The organism is Companilactobacillus muriivasis (assembly GCF_036246245.1).
GTDB lineage: Bacteria > Bacillota > Bacilli > Lactobacillales > Lactobacillaceae > Companilactobacillus > Companilactobacillus muriivasis.
This window is the reverse complement of the sequence record NZ_BTTQ01000001.1, coordinates 286,853-307,327: the sequence shown is the minus strand read 5'-3', so window position 1 is coordinate 307,327 and position 20,475 is coordinate 286,853. Positions and strand designations below refer to the sequence as shown.

Sequence of the window (20,475 nt, the reverse complement as noted above, 5' to 3'; positions counted from 1 at the left end):
ACTGATCTACCCCACTATTTCTAACTGTATTACAAACTCTTCTCCCGTAGTATTGTTAACAACATTAACTAACTTTCCGTTAGCATTAAATGAACTATCTAACATGTCCTTAGTCTCCTTTACGAGAACTTCAATCTTATTAACTGGCACTTCTATGTAGTCATCATCAACTAAAAAGTATTGATGTTCACCTTTACCAAAGTAAGTCGTGTAATCATATATATTTCTGGTTTTATACCCTTTGATAATTCCTTTAATTAGAACTTTTTTCAGGTTGCCAATTAATATCCTAACTAAAAGCGTCAAGAAAAACAATCCCACTGACAATCCATTTAAGATATAGAAGAAATTATTACCTATGTTTAAGCCCAGAAAATGATTTGCAATAAAAATAGAAACGCCACTCGCAGCAAATAAGGAGATGGAAAATAAAATTAGCATGCCATTTATAAACGCAATTTTTGAATGTATTTTAGAAAGAAAATCGATAGCCTCTAAATTATCTTTATTCTCCTTATTATCGTCTATTAAAAACTCTTTAAAATTCTGATGCCTAAACAGAGAATTTAACGCCCATACAAACACACTTGTATCTTTCATTACTACCCCTCGACTTCTTAATTCAGCATTCTAGTATTAAAGCGTATCTTCACTAAAATAAAGGAATCCATAATAACTTTAATGATAATCCTTTTTGAAACAGATATAACAATGGTCTGACATTTTGACCAATAACTATACAGTAAATAATCAGGTATATCTTATCGAAAAACAATAAAACACTATCGCTTTTCGATAAAATAATGCTATACTCAAATCATAAATTATGACGAGGTATTTCATAAATGAAAAAAGAAACGATTTTTCTAAGACTAACAATTTACATTATGGGATTAATCATGTTGGCTTTTTGTGCCATTGTGGTCCCTCATTACCTGATTGGATCCAATAATCTGATGCCTGATATACCGATTTTTACAATTCTACTAGGTTTGGGGTTATACGTCAGTGCCATTCTGTTTTTTACAATATTATTTCAAGCGCTTAAGCTATTACATCTAATTGATCAAGAAAACGCCTTTTCAAATGCATCTGTTAAATCATTAAAGAATATCAAACAACTGGCTTACTCAATCTGCATCATTTTCATTTTGGAATTGCCGATATTCTATACCTTTGCCGATAGAGACGATGCACCAGGCGTTATCTTAGTCTGTGCTGTCTTCTCCGGAGCACCGTTAGTCATTGCTATCTTTGCAAGTGTACTAGAAAAATTATTGAGGCATGCTATTAAAATTAAGTCTGAAAATGATTTGACGATTTAAAAGGAGGCATTCGTAATGAAATTACCGACACTCTTTTTAAGATTCACCCTCTGCATCATGATCTTTTTGCTAGCAATAATCAGCTTGAGGTCGTTTCCCAGTCTACTAATATTCATGAACGAGAACAAAACTTCTTTACTTATCCTAGTTCCCTACGCTGTCTTACTATATGCTTCAGCAATTCTGTCATACGGAATTATCATCCTTGCTTGGCGACTACTCTACTTAACCGATCACGATAGACTATTTTCAAAAGCAGGAGTCCTTGCCGTAAAGATAATAAAAATATTTTTCTACACTATCGCTGTCATTTATGTACTCGCAATCTTTGGTGTCTGTGAAGAGGCAAATATAATTAACGCCCCAGCCCCAATAACAATCGAATTATTCCTAATCATCCTCGGTTTAACCATCGGAGCTTTTGCTAACGTATTACAAAAAATTATGGAGGTTGAGATATTAAAATGAAAATATTAACGAATTATCTAAGAGCCATTTTGATATTACTGGCAGCGCTTTTAGTATTAATTTTCATCTATCTATTTCCAGATTTTATAACTGCTGGTAGTTATGCACACATCAATATTTTTATAAAAATATACTTTGGAACTGGACTTTATCTATCCGGAATACTTTCTTACCTCATAATTTGGTTCACGTGGAGATTGCTACGATTAGCAGAAAAAAAAGCCATCTTTACGGCCAATGGTGTCCGTTTACTCAAAACAATCAAACAACTTTTTTACACCATTGCCCCTATTTACATCGTCCTCGTCCCAGCATTCAGATTGATGAACTCAAACGACGACTCTCCAATAGGTATATTATTGGATGCATTTCTAATCATGCTTGCTTTAATGCTGGGCGCATTCGTTAATGTGCTGCAACTCATCGTTCAAAAGCGTACCGCAAATTATAAACAGAAACCGAGTCTCAAATATGATAATAATTAATTTAGACCTTATGTTAGTTAAAAGAAAAATGAGTTTGACCGAGCTTTCGAAAAAAGTCGGAATAACGATGGCAAATTTATCAATCCTCAAAAATGGTAAAGCAAAAGCGATTCGTTTTTCTACACTCGAAGAAATTTGTCGTGTTCTAGATTGCCAACCCGGAGATATTTTGGAATATAAGGATTCGGACACTCAATAATAAATGGTTCAATGCATAAATAAAAGGAGTTCATCATAATGACGAGCTCCTTTTTGCGTATTCTTGAATTAATAAAACGTATGATTATAATATTTTAAACTGAAATTATCTTCAAAAACTACCTTTGACAATGACACATTATCAGGTACAGCAATTATTCGTTTAAATGGTGCTGACTCCAATAATAATGCGCTTAAACCAATTGAAATCGAATTGCCATGGGATACGAAAACAACATTTTGATGGTCACTTTTAGCATAGTAATTAATTGCCTCGACCATTCGATCCGCAACTGATTGAATTGACTCTCCACCTTGAGGTGTCATAGTTGGATCATTTTCATAATATCGAGTAACATCCTTTGGAAACTCATTTTTGACTGATTCTAATGAACGACCTTCCCATGTTCCAAATCCAATTTCTTGAATTCTCTTATCAAAAATTTCATTTTCGGTATTCAATTGCAAGCCTTTTGCAGTCTCTCTAGTTCTAATCAAGGGACTGCAAACTAGTAAATAATTATCAGGTAAAGCTGTCTTCATTCCATCGACAGATTTAGCCAATTGTTGTTGACCAACTTCATCTAATTCAGAATCCGTCTGACCACCTTGAAAGAGTCTTTTCCCATTTAAAACTGTATGTGCATGCCTGATAAAGAATAAATTAGTCATTTGATTTGAAGGTCCTATCTAATTATTTGTTCGTTGATTTGCTTAGGTACACTTTTAATATTAGCACTCTTGTTTGTTTTTATATGGTTGAATTATATCTTTAGAGAAATACATTCCATTATCAATCCGATGAGCATAACTATCATTTCAATATAACTTGTCACAAAATATTATTCAAAAACTATTTTCTGATTATCTTAAGTAATTCAACGTAATTTACAAATATCCGACAATTAATTACTGACTATTAAGATTAAAACTCTAAGCGCTTTCATCCTGTTCTGAAAGCATATTTTTACAAACCTAAAGGAGACAAAGTTAATGGAAAACTATTATGCAATTAATGCAAAAAGCATATCACAGTTTAATAATATTTATTTTGGAATCCCACATAATCAAATGTTTAAATTGCATTATATGCGTCAATGGATGGAGTTCTATGGTTATTGGCTAACACGAGAAAAAAAACATAACACTCCGAAATACTACACAACATTTACAAGCGGATCTGTTGTTATGGTAAATTTTGGCCCTAATATTGGAAATGAACTCAGTGGTAATCACTTTGCAATTGTACTAAATAAAACTGACAAACGAGAAAATACACTCCTAACCGTAATTCCACTATCATCAAAAGATCATTCAAACTATTTATCTCTAGATAAAGAACTTTTTAAATCCATTTATAAATTGGCTAATACTAGACTATTGGATCTTGAAGAAGAGAATACTGAAGTTTTACGCGACTTAGCAAATAAAATAAAAAAAATAGTTTCTGAAATTATTTCATACAATTCAACTGAAACTCTAAAAGGAGAAAATACTCAATTTTTTCTTAGAGACTCTCTGAATGGATTTACACATCATATGCATGATTTTCAAATCAATATTCCGAAATATATTGATTTGAAGAATCCAAACAAATTAGAAAAACTTATAGATAAGATTGTTGATATTAGAGACCAAGAATTCAAAAAAGATAATGATGAATTTTACCGAAGTAGACTCTCCACCATAATAGATAAACTAAATAGCCTCTGCGACTATATAAAGGATGGTGTACTGCTAAACGAGCATATTGACAATTTACAAGAACTAATGAATAAGATGCAAAAATATTCAAAGAATACATTTGCAATTATCCCAAATGTTACAACGGTTAGTAAGTTACGAGTAGTAAAAATAAGTCATTACACAATATCAAAGAATGTAATCATCTCCGATAATTCACTAAAGAAAATTCACAAATCAATTAAAAACTTCCAAAACTTGAACGATTGAAAAAAATATGTAATAATGTGGCTACAGCGCAGAGCGCCGATTCCTTTAGGAATCTTATATGACTGGCATTGATGCCCGGGGTGACTACATCTAATATGTAGCCACCTCTTTTTATTTTAAATTCAATTGATTTCAAACATGAACGCTATTTAATGCTCCACTTTATTGAAAGATCCAGAATGGAATTGGTACAATTTTGGGACAATAAAATTATATTGCTAGAATATATTAGAAATATGTTTGTACCTTTTTATGGTTATTTACAGTGGCTCATCCCTTCAGTACCAACATTTTAGACAATTAACGACAAAAAAATAGAACACCCGAAAGTGTTCTAAAATTATCTATTTAAGGTGAGTACAGGATTTGAACCTGCGCGCCCGCGTATAACGGGTTCGCCGGATTTCGAGTCCGGTGCATTACCACTCTGCCAACTCACCATGAAAGGTCTGTAGAATGTCTACAGACCTATTTTAAATTAATATTGCATCAGAGTAAACATGTCATACCCTTTAATTTTGTCGCGACCATGCAAATCAGTTAATTCGATCAAGAATGCAGTTCCAACTACGATACCGCCTAATTTTTCAATCAACTTGATTGTGGCAGCTAAGGTACCACCAGTTGCCATCAAATCGTCCACTACTAGTACCTTTTGGCCGGGTTTAATAGCATCTTTTTGCATGTATAGTGAAGCTTGACCATATTCGAGGTCATACGAAACCGAAACAGTTTCACGAGGCAACTTACCCTTTTTACGAGCAGGAGCGAAACCAATGCCCATCTTGTATGCCACTGGACATCCCACGATGAAACCACGTGCTTCAGGACCAGCAATCATTTCTGCACCACGGCTTTTGGCATATTCAACAATCTTATCGGTTGCTGCAGCGTATGCTTTACCATCAGCCATTAATGGTGAAATATCTCGAAATAGTACACCAGGTTCTGGAAAATCTTGAACATTAGCAACATATTTCTTAAAATCAATATCCATTTTTATAAATTCCCCATTCAACCTAACAATGGCAATCGTAATCACTCATCCAGGACAAGAGATCGTCAAAGTTGGATTCAATTAATATTTTTTCAACATCATTGCGTTGTAATCTCTTCAAATAAGTCGAAGATTCAATCAATTCGCGTTGTTGTGAAGCATCAGCTTTTTCAACAAAGCCATTAACTATTTTAACAAAATTTAACTCAAAAAACACTTTTAAATAAAAATCTACGTCAGTTTTTTGTAAATTTAGATAATTTGCGACTAAATCCATGCCATCCATCGTAATATTTTGATGGGTATATAAATATTTCAAAAGCGTTTTCATCTTAATCATATCAGGCTTTAAATATCTTGCCGTCAAATCAGTATGGAAAAATAAAGCTGTATGTTGAGTATTATTTTCTTTTATAAAATTTTTGAATAAATCTAAATTATGTGGTCGATCATAAATCAAAATATTCTTGCCATCACATTTTTCATCATAACGAACCAGCTTAGCCTTAACATTTGAACGCTTGGCTGCCTCATAATAAACCTCATTAAAGAAGACAATATTGTCAAAATGATTCAAGATTGAAGTTGAAAGTCTCTTATTACGATAATCCAAATAAATTTCTTTCAAACCAGCAATCTTTTTAGTTTCCGGTGAAACTTGGAAATCATCAAGCATCAATTGCAAGTTCTTGCGACCTGCCCACTCGTTGATACCAATTTCACCATAAACATCACAAATATCAGTATCCATAGCTTGTTCTTGGGCAAACATTCCAAAACCAATTGCAGCAACTTGGCGATTATTATCAGTTACATTAACTTTCAGATGACTACCATCTTTACCAATTGACTTAGCTTGACTCAAAGAAACATTGCTTAATTTAATGACTGGCTTAGGATTACCCATTCCAAACGGAGCTAATTGTTGAATTTGCTTGATTAAATCAAGATTCAAATCTTCAATTTTCAAATTTAAATCGTAATCTTTAATAACAGGCGCTTGAGGATCGAATTCTTGTTCTTTAGGCTCTGCTTGCAACAATTCGGTCAACTTATCCAGTCGGGCTTCTTCAATAGAGAAACCACAAGCCTGAGCATGCCCACCAAAGGCAGTGAACAAATCATTATGCTTATTCAACGCTGTAAACAAGTTAAATCCTTCAGGACTTCGGCCAGAACCTTTCATAACACCACTATTCTCATCGAATTGAGTTGCCAAAACTGGCTTATTTTCCTGGTCCATTGCCCGACTAGCAACGATTCCTAGGACACCTTGGTGCCAATTATTACCTTTTAAAACTAATACGCCATTATCTTTCTGCGCAGCAATTTGACTTTGAGCGTCCGCAAAGGCTGATTGAACTAATTCTTGACGTCTTGAATTGATATCTTCAGTTTCATCAACAATTTCTTTCGCAAATGATTCATCACCTGTCGTCAGTAATTCCACACCAGATGAAGCATTTTCCAAACGTCCCAAGGCATTAATCCGTGGAGCGATTTTAAAACCAATATCTTCTTCACTAATATCAGAAAGTTTGATTTTACATTTTTTGAGCAAAGCCGTTAAACCGACGTGATGGTTCTTCTTCATCTGTTTCAAGCCTTCGGTTACAATGACCCGATTCTCACCTTTTAAGGCCACAGAATCAGCCACAGTCCCAATAGCAGCTAAGTCAATCAAATCCATCGCATCTTCACCAAGCAAGGCATCCGCAATCTTGAACGCCACTCCTGCTCCAGACAAATAAGGACAAATATATTCAGAACCAGGAATTGTTGGGTGCACGATAGCGTCAGCTTCAGGCAATTCAGCTGGCAAATCATGGTGATCAGTAACGATAACCTTGATACCACGGTCTTTCATATACTTAATTTCATCCTTACCGCTGACACCATTATCGACAGTTATTAATAAATCAATTCCTTGATCAGCTAAGAATTTATAACGATCCATATTGGGACCATATCCATCTTTGAAACGATCCGGAATGTAGAAAATCGGCTTATTACCCAATTTTTGCAACGTCAACTTCATAATTGATGTACTAGTGACACCATCGGCATCGTAATCACCATAAATAGCGATTTTAGCCTCAGATTGAACAGCTTCATCAATTATTTCGAGCGCTTTATCCATATCATGCAATCCGAATGGATCCTGCAATTCTTTGGAATCACTATGTAAAAATGTTTCAATATCCGCAGTATCAGTAATATCACGTTCCAGCAACAATTCTGCCACTATCGGATCAACGTGCTTTTCTGCTGCAAATTTGGTTATTTCTTCATTTGTGGGATTCTTACGCTTTTCCCAATTTATTAAAGTCAATCCATCACCTACTAACAATTAGTTAATTATATCAATTTTCAAATCGAAAAAAAAAGCCTTGAAATATCATTTACAATCTAATTTCGTAAACAAGACGTTCCAAAACTCCTTTAAGGAATCATTAAGAAAAGACTGCTAAAGTACCTTTATTGGCCGGTTGACTACTTACCAATGAACCTTGCAAAGCCCAACGGTTAGTCCCACCATCAGCACAAGTAATCAGTGTTAAAATACTTTGATTTTGCACATCGTCTAGCAGATAAACAGCTGTTGGCGGTACAATCTTCTTGAAGTAAATCTTATAGGTATAGACACGTTTCATATCGGTAATATAAGCTAAGTCGCCAATTTGAGCATTTTCCAATGGAGAGAACAAAGCACCTTTGTTAGTCATATAATGACCTGCCAAAGCATAATTGGACTTACCCATTTTTTCATTTTCTTTCATCGTGCCACCACCAGTTGATAGAGCATTATCACTCAAACCAACAACGATTGGTAGACGCAAGTTAACTGAAGGAACGGCCATTTTACCGATTACAGCAGCATCATTGTTAACTGAGGCTTTCGCAACCTGACTGGCTGAGATTGGCTTAACTTTATTAAAGTCAAATTGACCCTTTTTCTTCGAGTTTTCTTTGGCTTTCTTGGCTGTTAATGTCGTCAAATTTTGGTTAGAAATTCGTTTGACTGCATATTCTTTGATTGGTTGATTAAAAATCAAAGCTAACGCCACCAGCAATAAAACGATGGTTCCAAAAATTGAAAAGAATTTCTTCATAGTTTTCATTCCATTTCAATGAATTTACAATATAATTTATATTTTAGAACATTCGTGGTAAAAAGTTAAATCTTAAATTTGGGGAACCGTCTCCGGTCATCAGCAATATAGTCTGCTATGAGGACCGGCGCGAGCCAAGGTACGGTCTCGCACCTCGCTTTGAAGCCTTACCAAAAACCGGTAAGTCTCCAAAGTCGTCCTGTGCTGTAAAGGCTAAAGCCTTAACGCCACCTCCACAGCTGACTATATTGCTGATGACCTCTGACTCTTGTATTCCCTAGTTTATCTGATTTTAAATATTCAACTAAACATTTAGAAAATATTTATGTACAATACGGAAATTAACAGCACACCTCGCAACTAAAAATATTCTGTTGATCATCATCCAAAAGATAGATTAGTTGGAAGAGCTGAGAGTATTCATCCGCAGCGAAAGTGGCGTTATGGCTTTAGCCATTACACCACCGGGCGTGTTGGAGCCTTTTCGGTCCGTGAAAAGGCTTCAACCGAGGTTCGAGACCGCTCTTTGGCTCGGACCGTTCCGCGCAGCAGATGAATACTCTCAGCTCTGTAAACGGCATAATTAAATAAATCTAAATTAATTAATTTCAATGTTTACTAAGTTTACTAAAATGTATATTACAAAGATAAGCTATAATAGAATCATATATTTAGAAACATAAATGAATCTGGAGGTAATTTTATGAGCATTCTTGTTTTAGGCGGTGCCGGTTATATCGGTTCACACACTGTTGATCATCTTTGTGAACTCGGCTATGACGTCATTGTAGCAGATAATCTATCCACGGGTCACGTTCAAGCTATTAACGAAAAAGCTAAGTTTTACGAAGGTGATGTTCGTGATAAAGAATTTTTGATCAAATTATTCCAAAATGAAGATATCACTGATGTAATTCATTTTGCCGCATTCTCAATTGTTCCAGAATCAATGAAAGATCCACTCAAATACTTTGATAACAACACTTATGGAATGATTACGCTTCTACAGGTGATGCACAACTTTGGTGTTAAGCATATCGTCTTCTCATCAACCGCTGCCACTTATGGTGAGCCTAAACAGATTCCAATTAAGGAAACTGACCCAACTGTTCCAACTAACCCATATGGTGAAAGTAAGTTAGCCATGGAAAAAATCATGCACTGGTGTGACGTCGCTTATGGCATTAAATTTGTTGCCTTGAGATACTTCAATGTTGGTGGTGCCAAGCCTGACGGTTCAATCGGTGAAGATCACAATCCTGAGACTCACTTGATTCCAGTTGTTCTTCAAGTGGCTGCTGGTCAACGTGATGAATTGACAATTTTCGGTGATGATTACGATACTAAAGATGGTACCAACGTTCGTGACTATGTCCACGTTGAGGATCTTGCTGAAGCTCACCGTTTAGCTATGGAATATTTACGTGCCGACAATGACAGCAATGTCTTTAACCTCGGTTCTTCAAATGGTTTCTCAAACAAAGAAATCCTTGAAGCCGCTAGAAAAGCTACTGGTAAGGAAATTCCTGCTAAAATTGGTCCTAGACGTCCAGGGGACCCAAGTACTTTGATTGCGGATTCAACTAAGGCTAGAACTATTCTTAAATGGCAGCCTAAGTATGATGATGTTGAAAAAGTTATCAGCGATGCTTGGAATTTCAAATCAAAACATCTAAATGGTTACGAAGAAGAATAAAAATATTATTATAATACTTTATAAAAAAAGGAGAAACTCAAATGAGTTTCTCTTTTTTAGCGTGCATACAAAAATTTTATTAATCACATATAAAATTGATTGCTTCTTTTAATGAATCGTCAGCTTGTGGGAAATCACCAACTTTATCCATAAATGCATGAATCATCCCATTGTAACGAATATATGTAATATCGCATCCAGCCAGTTTAGCTTTATTATAAAATGCCTCGCCTTGTAATCTCAATGGGTCAAATTCCCCGACCATGAACAATGTCTTAGGTAATTTTTTGAGCAACTCCTCTGAAGCATTTAGTGGTGAAATATAAATACTTTCTGGATCACTATTTCTGATATACCAATTACCAATCAAGCCTGAACTGCCATTGAAATTATTAATATACGTTCTTATTTCGGTGGGGTCTTCTTTAGCAATTATAGGCTCAGGGTCATCAAATTTATTTCTTAACCTTGAATCTGTACCCTGATATGTCACAGGGTACAGTGCAACGGCTTTATCAATATAATTGGTGCCCATTTGCCGGTCTAATAACGATAAAGTATACGTTAAATTTCCACCAGCAGAATCCCCCATTGCCGTAATGGACTTAACATGCAATTGTGATTTATGTTGTCCAATATAATTTAATACTTGATAACAATCAAGCAAATTTTGTGGATATGGGTGTTCAGGAGCCAACCCATAATCAACTGAAATTACTCTAACATCCCCCAAATCAGCTAAAGCCCTGCATGGAAATTCAACGTTATCCAGACTGCCGCCAAAGAATCCACCACCATGCATAAATAAAATTACTGGTAAATCAGTATCAATTAATTTTTCTTGAACATAAACTCTAACTTTAACATTATTAAATTCAGTGTTTTCAATCTTCAATTCATGTTGGTTCTGATGATTAGCTTTCATCCATCCCATCGATGCACGAATATCTTCAACATTCACATCTTGAGTAACTTCACTACCAAAATCACCAGTATCAGTTTGTTTAATTGAACCTTCTAATTCTTTCTTAGCTTGTGGATCGAGTAATCCTTCATCCGCAAGACCAGGAACTAATTTCATTTGATAATCAGTATTTTGAACATTAACCTTTTTCATTAAATTATTTAACAATTGCTTTTCCTCCTTGAAAAACCTTTTGATAAATCAATACGATAGTTGAAACCACGAATAAAGCTGCAAAACCAAACGCACAAACTCTCATATTCATATCAGGTTGACTATTACCTAAGAAACTTGATAAATAATTGATCAACGTTGGTGACAAAAACACGCCTATATTTGTAAATATCAACATAATTGATGAAGCCAAATTCTTTGACCCTGCGGGAGCCACAACGTTTATCATGGTATAAATATACGGAATAATCACTGCAAATCCTAAACCTATTATCATTACACCAGATGTAACTGCAGACAAAGTATTTGCACTTGTTAAAATCATGAAACCAACAGTCATAACTAAAAAACCAAGTGGCAAAATTAAACTCTTTAGGACTTTATGAATCATTCCATAAAATAGTCCCACTATCATTGAAACCAATGTAAATCCACCTAATATTGTCGCTGCTTGACCGGCTGTTCCTATATTCTTATAGGTTAAAAGGTCTGCCAATTTAACAGTCACAACCATGAAGAATACGTAAATAAAGAAAGTTAAAATGGATATAAGAATGATCGACAAATTAACATGCTGATGTTTCGATACCTTTGATTTTTCCTTAGTCTTATTTTTAACATTTGGAATAAAAGTACTGAAAACGATTAATATCGGAAGAGCGATGGCGTATATCCAAAACGTTGCATGCCAACCAAAAGCAATTAAATATCCAACAAGAAAAGATAACACTGAACTACCTAACGAATTAACAGCATTTTGAAACCCCATCATTGTTGAAAGCTCATCGCCCTCGTAAAAATCTGAAATCATACTAATTGCCAAGGAATTAAAAAGACCTATACCGAATCCTAACAACAATCGTGATATCAAGACAATATAATAATTATTAGAGAAGACTGGTGTAATACCAAAAATCAAAGCAACCAGTAATCCAAGCATTACTGTTCTTTTTTGACCCATAAAATTAGTCAAAATACTGCTTATAAAAATCCCTACAATAATTCCTAAATTTGGAATTGTCGATATTGTTTCAATTGCTGAAGCAGATTGTCCCGTAAAAGTTTTGCTCATTAACGGAATTGCCGCTGCAACATTAGGTGCAGCCATTAATAACATCGATATTGATAACAATGCAATTTTAAAAATAAACGATTTTGATCTTTCTTTCACCATAATATATAACTCCTTCAACTTGTTCATCTTGATGACAAGTTAATAATATTATGGAAGCGATTACTGTAAGCGCTTTAAATAAACCTCTTTTAGGTCATTTTATGACCTTTTAATTGATTGCGATATTTACCTGGAGTTGTTTTATAAATTTTCATAAACATTCTTCTGAAAGATTTAACATTTGCAAAACCAGCCAGATCTGAAATAGTTTCAATATCCTTTTCTGTATTAGTTAAAATTTCAAACGCATTCTTTAGTCTAATAAGATTGACATATTCCATTACTCCTTCACCCATTTGTTGTTTGAAGGTTCTTGATAAATACCCTTCACTCAAATGAGCATTATCTGCAATCAAGGATAGCGATAAATTATCCGAGTTGTGTTTATTAATGAAATTAATCACACCTGCCAATTTACGCAAAGTTGGAACAGTTGGTAAATTAATCAATTTCGATTTTGGTTCTAAAAAATAATGAAATAAATAATATAAAATCAAATATATTTCACTTTTCAATAATAGTTTCTGCCCATCTGACTTCGTCTGGGAATTTTTATAATAATTCAATAATGTCTGTTTTAATAGTGTTAATTGTGAGGAATCATCTGGCAGTCTAAACCAGCAATCATCAATCAAGGACCATTCACTCTGCAAAAATTCATGGGGAAACAAAAATGTTAATGATAAAGTATCATTCATCATTTTTAATGGTTGAACCGAGTGAATTTCATTTGGGTTTATAACTAAAACATCACCAGAACTCGCTGTAATTTTCTTTCCACTAATTACAAATTCGGCATTGCCCCGAACGATATAATCTACTTCTAGAGCCTGATGCCAATGGCGTAAAACGTTTTGACTTTCCAGATATTCAGTATGAATTACTAATTTAACTGGTAAAGTCTTTGTCGATACTTGTTCATGACGAAACATATTTTCACCTCAAAAAAATAGACTGTAACAATTCATCACAATCCATTTTAAATCAATCTTCAAAATTAAAACAAATATTCCAAATCACTGGCAGCAGTTGGATAAGCCATAATTTCTTTAATAACATCCTCGTGTGTCATCTGACGTTTAATTGCCATAGTCAACAAATTAATCATGCTATCGGCATTGTTACTAAGTAATGTTGCCCCGATAATTTCTGACTTATCGTTCAAAACAATTCTAATCTTAGACTTAGGATCATTAGTATGGCTGTATGTGAACCAACCAGAAACATCCTGATCGACCACTTTGGCACCTTCTTGTGTACCAACCTTGGCAAGTTTAGGACTGCCATAGACAACAGTTGGAATCAATGGTAACTCCAAATCTTTATCAGTTTTACCAGTCAAAATATCACTGACATAATTTGCTTCAAAACCACCAACAGGAGTCAATTTAGGTTGTTTTGTCCCAACAACATCCCCAATAGCATAAATATTTTCATTAGTCGACTGCAACTTAGAATTAACTTTAACACCGTGACGAGTATACTCAATGCCAGCTTTTTCTAAATCTAAAAAGTCAGTATTAGCAATACGTCCAGTCGCACCAATCACCAAATCAGTTGTTAATTCAAAACCATCCGCAGTTATAGAATATCGTCCATCAGCTTGTTGTTCAATCGCTTGTGTATCAATATTAAAATTGAAATCAACGCCTTTTGCTTCCAACTGCTTAACTAGTTCCAATGCATAATTTTCATTGAATTCCTTCAAAGGATGGTCATTGTGATGAATAATGTGAACTTTAGCCCCGGTCGCATTAGCAATCGTAGCCAATTCAAAAGCAATATAACCAGCACCAATAATCGTAATATCATCGGGCATTTTCTTCAATGACAAGAAATCAGTACTCGACAACAAATGTTGCTTACCCGTGATATTCAAATAACTAGGACGTTGACCAGTCGCAATAATAAATTTTTCAGCTTGGTAATGATTCTGTCCATTGACAACAATTTCATCTTCAGAAATAAATTTGGGTTGTCCATCAATAGCTGTAATACCGGCATTAACGATACCATCCCGACTCCCTTTAGATACAGGATCAGTAAATGTTTCTTTAAAAGCCTCAAGTTCTTTCCAATTAACATTAGGAAGCTCATCGAATCCCTTACCTTGCAACTGGGCAACTCGATCACGAGCTTCAACGCCACTCAAAAGGACTTTTTTAGGATCACAACCACGATTAGGACAAGTTCCACCCCAAAGGTTATTTTCCACAATAGCAACATTTTGCCCATTACCCTTCAAATTATGAGCAGCAGCCAATCCAGCAGGACCGGCACCAATAACAATCGTATCAAATTTTTCCATATGAATTCCTCCAACAAAAAAAACACTTATAACGTAACCACTAATGATTACATTATAAGCACTTATTGAATATTCTATATAATTGAATGCTCATCCACTGATAAACGAGTTGGAGTTTTAACAGAAGCATCTATCAAACATGAACACCAGTCAGAGACAGGAAACTATTTACTATCGTCCTTACCACGGTTAAGGTTCAAAACAGCCATGAAGGCCTCTTGTGGCACAGAAACACGGCCAATTTCCTTCATACGTTTCTTACCTTCTTTTTGCTTGTTAAGCAACTTATCACGACGAGTTCTATCACCACCATACAACTTGGCAGTAACATCCTTTCGATAAGCCTTAACGTTAGCACGAGCAACAACTTTATTTCCAATAGCAGCTTGAATAGGAACTTCAAACATCTGTCTTGGAATTACTTCTTTCAACTTGGAAACAATGTCACGACCACGTTTTTGAGCAAAATCTTTATGAACGATAAAACTCAAAGCATCGATTGGTTCACCATTAAGCAAAATATCCATCTTAACCAATTCACTTGGTTCGTAATCTTCAACATCGTAATCCAATGAAGCGTAACCTTTAGTACTTGATTTCAGATCATCGAAGAAATCGAAAATAATTTCCAACAATGGCAACTTGTAAATAACGTTAACACGATATTTGTCCAAATAATCCATTGTCACGAACTCACCACGTTTATGTTGGCAAAGTTCCATGACTGGTCCAACAAAGTCCTCAGGCACCATTATTTCAGCTCTAACAAATGGTTCGCGGACTTCTTTGATTTCAGAAGCATCTGGTAACTCGGCAGGATTATCCACGACTACTTCATTGCCATCAGTCGTTGTAACATGATAATCAACTGATGGTGAGGTTGTAATCAACTCAAGATCAAAATCACGTTCCAAACGTTCTTGAACAACATCCATGTGCAATAATCCTAAGAAGCCAACACGGAAACCAAAGCCTAATGCTTGTGAAGTTTCAGGTTCATATTCTAGCGCTGCATCATTGAGTTGTAATTTGTCCAAAGCTTCATGTAAATCTTCATATTTAGCATTATCAACTGGATAAAGTCCGGCATAAACCATTGGTGTACTTTTACGATAACCAGTTAAAGGTTCATCGGTTGGATTGTCAGCCAAAGTGACAGTATCACCAACTTGGGTATCTTTAACTGTCTTGATACTGGCAGTAATATAACCTACATCCCCAGCCATCAAGTAATCACGTTTAACAGCCTTAGGAGACATCACACCGACTTCCGTGACTTCAAAGGTCTTCTTATTACTCATCAATTCAATCGTGTCTCCGACCTTTACAACGCCTTCACGGACACGTACGTCCAACACAACGCCACGGTAACTGTCATAGACTGAATCAAAAATCAAAGCCTTAAGTGGTTTGTCGAGGTCACCAACTGGAGCTGGCACATCGGAAACGATTCTTTCCAATAATTCATCAACACCAACACCTGTTTTAGCACTCATCAAAATTGACGATTCAGCGTCGATTCCAATTGTCTCTTCGATTTCTTCTTTAACCTTGTCTGGTTCAGCAGAAGGTAAATCGATTTTGTTGATTACTGGCACAATTTCCAAATCATTATCAACGGCTAAATAGGCGTTAGCCAATGTTTGAGCCTCAACGCCTTGAGCAGCATCAACAACTAATAAAGCTCCCTCACAGGCAGCCAAAGAACGAGAGACTTCATACGAGAAGTCCACGTGTCCTGGGGTGTCGATTAAATGGAAGATGTAAGTCTGTCCATCTTTTGCTTCATATTCAAGTTCTACCGCATTCAATTTGATTGTAATACCACGTTCACGTTCCAAGTCCATGTCATCCAGAACTTGAGCTTTCATGTCACGTTTTGATATTGTCTTAGTTCTTTCCAAAATTCGATCAGCAATCGTTGATTTACCATGATCGATATGCGCTACGATAGAAAAATTACGAATTCTTTTTTGTCTTTCTTTTAACTTATCGAGGTCTAAATCCATAAATTGTTCCCTTCTATCAGAAATTTTCTCATTCTGTTTATTTTACACTATTGTACACCGATGTTCTAGATACAACTAAAGGTTGAAAGTTTATTAAAGTATGCCGTTTCCAGATCTGAGAGTATTCATCTTTTGCGCGGTACGGTCCGAGCCAAAGTACGGTCTCGAACCTCGGTTGAATCCTTGCAGAATCGGCAAGTCTCCAACACGCCCGGTGGTGTAATTGCTAAAGCAATAACGCCACTTTCGCTGTGGCTGAATACTCTCAGCTCTTCCAACTAGTTTTATTTTTGAAGTTGTGGACAAACGATTACTTTGATAAATCACTATTAGGTATGATATATGGCTATGAACATATATAAAATTTTGTCTTAACTCAAACAGGCACTGTAACCTCAAAATTGGATTACAGTGCCTGTTCATATCAAATTTAAAGAGTTGACCATGTTTGGTTCCACTCTCAATTATTAGCCATTAAAAGCATCTTTTATCTTATTGAAAAAATTACTATCTTTTTCTTTAACCTTGTCGCCACCAGCTTCAGCGAATTTCTTCAAAGCACTACGTTGTTCGCCTGACAACTTACGAGGTGTAACGATATTAACTGTAACTTTTTCGTCACCGATACTCTTGCTGTTTAGAACGGGAGCACCTTTACCACGAAGTCTGAAAGTTGTACCTGTTTGAGTACCACTTGGGATATTCAATTGTACAGGTCCATGAACTGTGTTGACTTTGATATCATCACCTAATGTAGCTTGTGGGAAACTGATATTTACTGATGCATAAATTGTTGATCCGTCACGTCTGAACTCCTTACTTGGAGCAACGTGAAAGACGATGTACAAGTCACCATAAGGTCCACCGTTAGTTCCGGCTTCACCTTGACCATCAAGACGCATTTGTTGTCCATCTTCAACACCAGCTGGAACAGTAACCTTAAGTTCGTGCTTTTCATTTACCTTACCTGAACCGTGGCAAATGTTGCACTTTTCTTTGATTTCTTTACCAGTACCATTGCAGACATCACAAACAACTCTTGTACGCATACGGCCAAGTGGAGTTTGACGATCGACTTCAACAAAACCAGAACCATGACACTTAGAACATGTTTCAGGATGTGTGCCCGGCTTTGCACCAGAACCATCACAAGTTGAACATTCTTCTTCACGATTGTAGGAAATGTTAGTCTTCTTACCAAAAACTCCTTCTTCAAACGTTAAATCCATGCGATATTGTAAGTCGGAACCTTGTCTTGGGGCATTAGGATTTTGACGAGCAGCACCGCCGCCACCGAAGAATTGGCTGAAGATATCTTCAAATCCACCAAATTGATCAGAACCAGCTCCGCCACCGAAGCCGCCAAATCCACCTTGACCACCATTCATACCAGCAGAACCATATTGATCATATTGAGCACGTTTTTGCGGGTCTTTTAATATTTCGTAGGCTGCATTAACTTCCTTAAACTTAGCTTCAGCATCAGGGGCTTTATTCAAGTCGGGGTGATACTTTTTAGAAAGTTTCCGGAATGCCTTTCTTATATCGTCATCAGAAGCGTTCTTATCAACGCCGAGTACGTCATATGGATTTTTATCTGCCATTAAATCACCTTTATGTAATAGGACTAAACGTCTTATTCCTTTTTAACGCTCAAAAGAGCAGTTATTATTTTTACTATACCATAAACGGTTTTAGTAATTAAACCACTGCTCTTTATCACAATCATTATTTCTTATCTTTATCAGGATCTACTTCTGAGAAGTCACCGTCAACGGTATTGTCGTCTTTAGGTTTCTTACCATCAGTTGAACCAGTTGCGCCATCAGCATTTGCGCCGCTAGCTTGTTGTGCTTCTTGAGCCTTTTGATAAAGTTTAACAGAAAGGTCTTGAACGATCTTATTCAAATCGTCACGTTTCTTCTTCATGTCTTCAAGATCACCAGAGTCTTGAGCTTTCTTCAAAGCATCACGAGCATCTTGAGCCTTCTTGATTTCATCATCAGAAACTTTACCCTTAACGTCTTTTAGAGTCTTGTCAGTAGCGAACAATGTTTGTTCAACGTCGTTCTTAACGTCAACCTCTTCCTTACGTTTGTTATCTTCTTCTTCGTGTTCCTTAGCTTCTTTCATCATCTTGTCGATTTCTTCATCGCTCAAGCCTGATGAACTCTTGATAGTAATCTTTTGTTCCTTGTTAGTACCCATATCTTTAGCAGATACATTAACAATACCGTTCTTATCGATATCGAATGTAACTTGGATTTGTGGTACGCCACGAGGTGCAGCAGGAATATCAGTCAATTGGAAACGACCTAAAGTCTTGTTATCAGCAGCCATTGGACGTTCACCTTGTAAGACGTGAATATCAACAGCGTTTTGGTTATCAGCAGCAGTTGAGAATACTTGTGACTTGCTTGTTGGGATAGTTGTATTTCTATCGATCAACTTAGTGAAGACACCACCCATTGTTTCGATACCAAGTGATAGAGGTGTAACATCAAGTAAAACAACATCCTTAACATCACCAGAGATAACACCACCTTGAATAGCAGCACCTAAAGCAACAGCTTCGTCAGGGTTGATTGAGTGATCTGGTGCTTTACCAGTCCACTTAGCAACTGAATCTTGAACAGCAGGAATACGTGTTGAACCACCATTTAAGATAACTTTGTCAATGTCAGAATTTGTTAAGTTAGCATCCTTCAATGCGTTGTCAACAGGAATCTTTGTTCTTTCAACAAGGTCTGATGTCAATTCATCGAATTTAGCACGTGTCAAAGTTTCTTCCAAGTGAAGTGGGCCATTGGCACCTGATGAAATAAATGGAAGACTGATTGATGTTTGAGCAACACCTGATAAGTCTTTCTTAGCCTTTTCAGCGGCATCCTTCAAACGTTGTAAAGCCATCTTGTCTTGACTCAAATCAACGCCATTCTTAGCCTTGAATTGTTCAACTAACCAATCGATGATCTTTTGGTCAAAGTCATCACCACCAAGATGTGTATCACCATTTGTTGAAAGTACTTCGAAGACGCCATCGCCCAATTGAAGTACAGAAACATCAAATGTACCACCACCAAGGTCATAAACAAGGACTTTTTCGTCACCCTTATCATTATCTAGACCATAAGCAAGTGCTGAAGCTGTTGGTTCGTTAACGATACGTTGAACGTTCAAACCAGCAATTTTACCAGCATCTTTAGTAGCTTGTCTTTGTGAATCGTTGAAGTATGCAGGAACTGTGATAACAGCATCTGTAACTTTTTCACCTAAGTAGTCTTCTGAGAACTTCTTGATGTGTTGCAAAATGAATGCTGAAATTTCTTGTGGTGTGTATGACTTGCCGGCTACAGTAACTTTGTAACCTGCTTCACCCATGTGACGCTTGATTGATGAAACTGTATCTGGGTTAGTGATTGCTTGTCTCTTTGCAACTTCACCAACTTGAATTTCACCATCTTTAAAAGCAACAACTGAAGGAGTTGTTCTTGCGCCTTCTGGATTAGTAATAATCTTTGGAGAGCCACCTTCAAGAACGGCTACAGCAGAGTTTGTAGTACCCAAATCAATACCAATAACTTTAGACATAAACCTAAACCTCTTTTATT

The 20,475-nt window shown here is 36.0% G+C and carries 18 protein-coding genes and 1 tRNA gene; 6 read left to right on the top strand and 13 right to left on the bottom strand.

The annotated features are described in order from the left end of the window. Nucleotides 1-6: 6 nt before the first annotated feature. Nucleotides 7-600: a hypothetical protein gene (locus AAA923_RS01575; protein WP_338214202.1), complete on the bottom strand. Its 594-nt coding sequence runs from the start codon at nucleotides 598-600 to the stop codon at nucleotides 7-9. A 245-nt stretch (nucleotides 601-845) separates the two neighbouring features. Between AAA923_RS01575 and AAA923_RS01570 the strand changes: the two genes are divergently transcribed. From AAA923_RS01570 to AAA923_RS01555, 4 genes are read left to right on the top strand one after another with little or no spacing between them, the layout of a single operon-like run. Then, nucleotides 846-1,325, top strand: coding sequence for a DUF2975 domain-containing protein (locus tag AAA923_RS01570; protein ID WP_338214200.1), 480 nt, complete (start codon nucleotides 846-848; stop codon nucleotides 1,323-1,325). Between the two features lie 15 nt (nucleotides 1,326-1,340). Next, a complete protein-coding gene (locus AAA923_RS01565; RefSeq protein ID WP_338214198.1) occupies nucleotides 1,341-1,793 on the top strand; it encodes a DUF2975 domain-containing protein in 453 nt (150 codons plus the stop codon). After that, nucleotides 1,790-2,278, top strand: coding sequence for a DUF2975 domain-containing protein (locus AAA923_RS01560; protein WP_338214196.1), 489 nt, complete (start codon nucleotides 1,790-1,792; stop codon nucleotides 2,276-2,278). Before AAA923_RS01565 ends, AAA923_RS01560 begins: the two co-directional genes overlap by 4 nt. Beyond that, nucleotides 2,265-2,477, top strand: coding sequence for a helix-turn-helix domain-containing protein (locus tag AAA923_RS01555; protein WP_338214195.1), 213 nt, complete (start codon nucleotides 2,265-2,267; stop codon nucleotides 2,475-2,477). The genes AAA923_RS01560 and AAA923_RS01555 overlap by 14 nt, the downstream gene beginning before the upstream one ends. Before the next feature lie 68 nt (nucleotides 2,478-2,545). On the opposite strand, the gene AAA923_RS01550 is transcribed toward AAA923_RS01555, so the two are convergent. Continuing rightward, entirely contained in the window at nucleotides 2,546-3,148 is a 603-nt protein-coding gene (locus AAA923_RS01550) for a histidine phosphatase family protein (RefSeq protein ID WP_338214193.1), read from the bottom strand. Nucleotides 3,149-3,469: 321 nt separating this feature from the next. Between AAA923_RS01550 and AAA923_RS01545 the strand changes: the two genes are divergently transcribed. Next, nucleotides 3,470-4,429 carry a type II toxin-antitoxin system PemK/MazF family toxin gene (locus tag AAA923_RS01545; RefSeq protein ID WP_338214192.1) on the top strand — a complete coding sequence of 320 codons (960 nt, stop codon included), beginning with the start codon at nucleotides 3,470-3,472 and terminating at the stop codon, nucleotides 4,427-4,429. 351 nt (nucleotides 4,430-4,780) lie between these two features. Here the strand turns inward: AAA923_RS01545 and AAA923_RS01540 are convergent. The 4 genes from AAA923_RS01540 to AAA923_RS01525 all read right to left on the bottom strand — a co-directional run bounded on the left by AAA923_RS01540 (nucleotide 4,781) and on the right by AAA923_RS01525 (nucleotide 8,539). Then, nucleotides 4,781-4,869, bottom strand: a tRNA-Ser gene (locus tag AAA923_RS01540). Between the two features lie 38 nt (nucleotides 4,870-4,907). Next, nucleotides 4,908-5,426 carry an adenine phosphoribosyltransferase gene (locus AAA923_RS01535; protein ID WP_041501792.1) on the bottom strand — a complete coding sequence of 173 codons (519 nt, stop codon included), beginning with the start codon at nucleotides 5,424-5,426 and terminating at the stop codon, nucleotides 4,908-4,910. A 22-nt stretch (nucleotides 5,427-5,448) separates the two neighbouring features. Continuing rightward, nucleotides 5,449-7,758: a single-stranded-DNA-specific exonuclease RecJ gene (gene recJ, locus AAA923_RS01530; RefSeq protein ID WP_338214190.1), complete on the bottom strand. Its 2,310-nt coding sequence runs from the start codon at nucleotides 7,756-7,758 to the stop codon at nucleotides 5,449-5,451. 121 nt (nucleotides 7,759-7,879) lie between these two features. After that, entirely contained in the window at nucleotides 7,880-8,539 is a 660-nt protein-coding gene (locus AAA923_RS01525; RefSeq protein WP_338214188.1) for a class A sortase, read from the bottom strand. A gap of 703 nt (nucleotides 8,540-9,242) precedes the next feature. Between AAA923_RS01525 and galE the strand changes: the two genes are divergently transcribed. Next, a complete protein-coding gene (galE, locus tag AAA923_RS01520) occupies nucleotides 9,243-10,235 on the top strand; it encodes a UDP-glucose 4-epimerase GalE (RefSeq protein ID WP_338214187.1) in 993 nt (330 codons plus the stop codon). 79 nt (nucleotides 10,236-10,314) lie between these two features. Here galE and AAA923_RS01515 read toward each other — a convergent pair whose 3' ends face one another. From AAA923_RS01515 to dnaK, 7 genes are all read right to left on the bottom strand, one after another. Then, nucleotides 10,315-11,367, bottom strand: coding sequence for an alpha/beta hydrolase (locus tag AAA923_RS01515; protein ID WP_338214185.1), 1,053 nt, complete (start codon nucleotides 11,365-11,367; stop codon nucleotides 10,315-10,317). Further along, nucleotides 11,357-12,547 carry an MFS transporter gene (locus AAA923_RS01510; protein ID WP_338214183.1) on the bottom strand — a complete coding sequence of 397 codons (1,191 nt, stop codon included), beginning with the start codon at nucleotides 12,545-12,547 and terminating at the stop codon, nucleotides 11,357-11,359. Before AAA923_RS01510 ends, AAA923_RS01515 begins: the two co-directional genes overlap by 11 nt. Nucleotides 12,548-12,636: 89 nt before the next feature. Further along, nucleotides 12,637-13,479: an AraC family transcriptional regulator gene (locus AAA923_RS01505; protein WP_338214181.1), complete on the bottom strand. Its 843-nt coding sequence runs from the start codon at nucleotides 13,477-13,479 to the stop codon at nucleotides 12,637-12,639. A 65-nt stretch (nucleotides 13,480-13,544) separates the two neighbouring features. Further along, a complete protein-coding gene (locus AAA923_RS01500; RefSeq protein ID WP_338214179.1) occupies nucleotides 13,545-14,855 on the bottom strand; it encodes a dihydrolipoyl dehydrogenase family protein in 1,311 nt (436 codons plus the stop codon). A gap of 164 nt (nucleotides 14,856-15,019) precedes the next feature. After that, nucleotides 15,020-16,864: a translation elongation factor 4 gene (gene lepA / locus AAA923_RS01495; RefSeq protein WP_338214177.1), complete on the bottom strand. Its 1,845-nt coding sequence runs from the start codon at nucleotides 16,862-16,864 to the stop codon at nucleotides 15,020-15,022. A 467-nt stretch (nucleotides 16,865-17,331) separates the two neighbouring features. Next, nucleotides 17,332-18,468 (bottom strand): molecular chaperone DnaJ, encoded by a 1,137-nt coding sequence (dnaJ, locus tag AAA923_RS01490; RefSeq protein WP_041501786.1) that lies wholly within the window; start codon nucleotides 18,466-18,468, stop codon nucleotides 17,332-17,334. Between the two features lie 124 nt (nucleotides 18,469-18,592). Next, nucleotides 18,593-20,455 carry a molecular chaperone DnaK gene (dnaK, locus tag AAA923_RS01485; protein WP_338214173.1) on the bottom strand — a complete coding sequence of 621 codons (1,863 nt, stop codon included), beginning with the start codon at nucleotides 20,453-20,455 and terminating at the stop codon, nucleotides 18,593-18,595. Nucleotides 20,456-20,475: the final 20 nt, after the last annotated feature.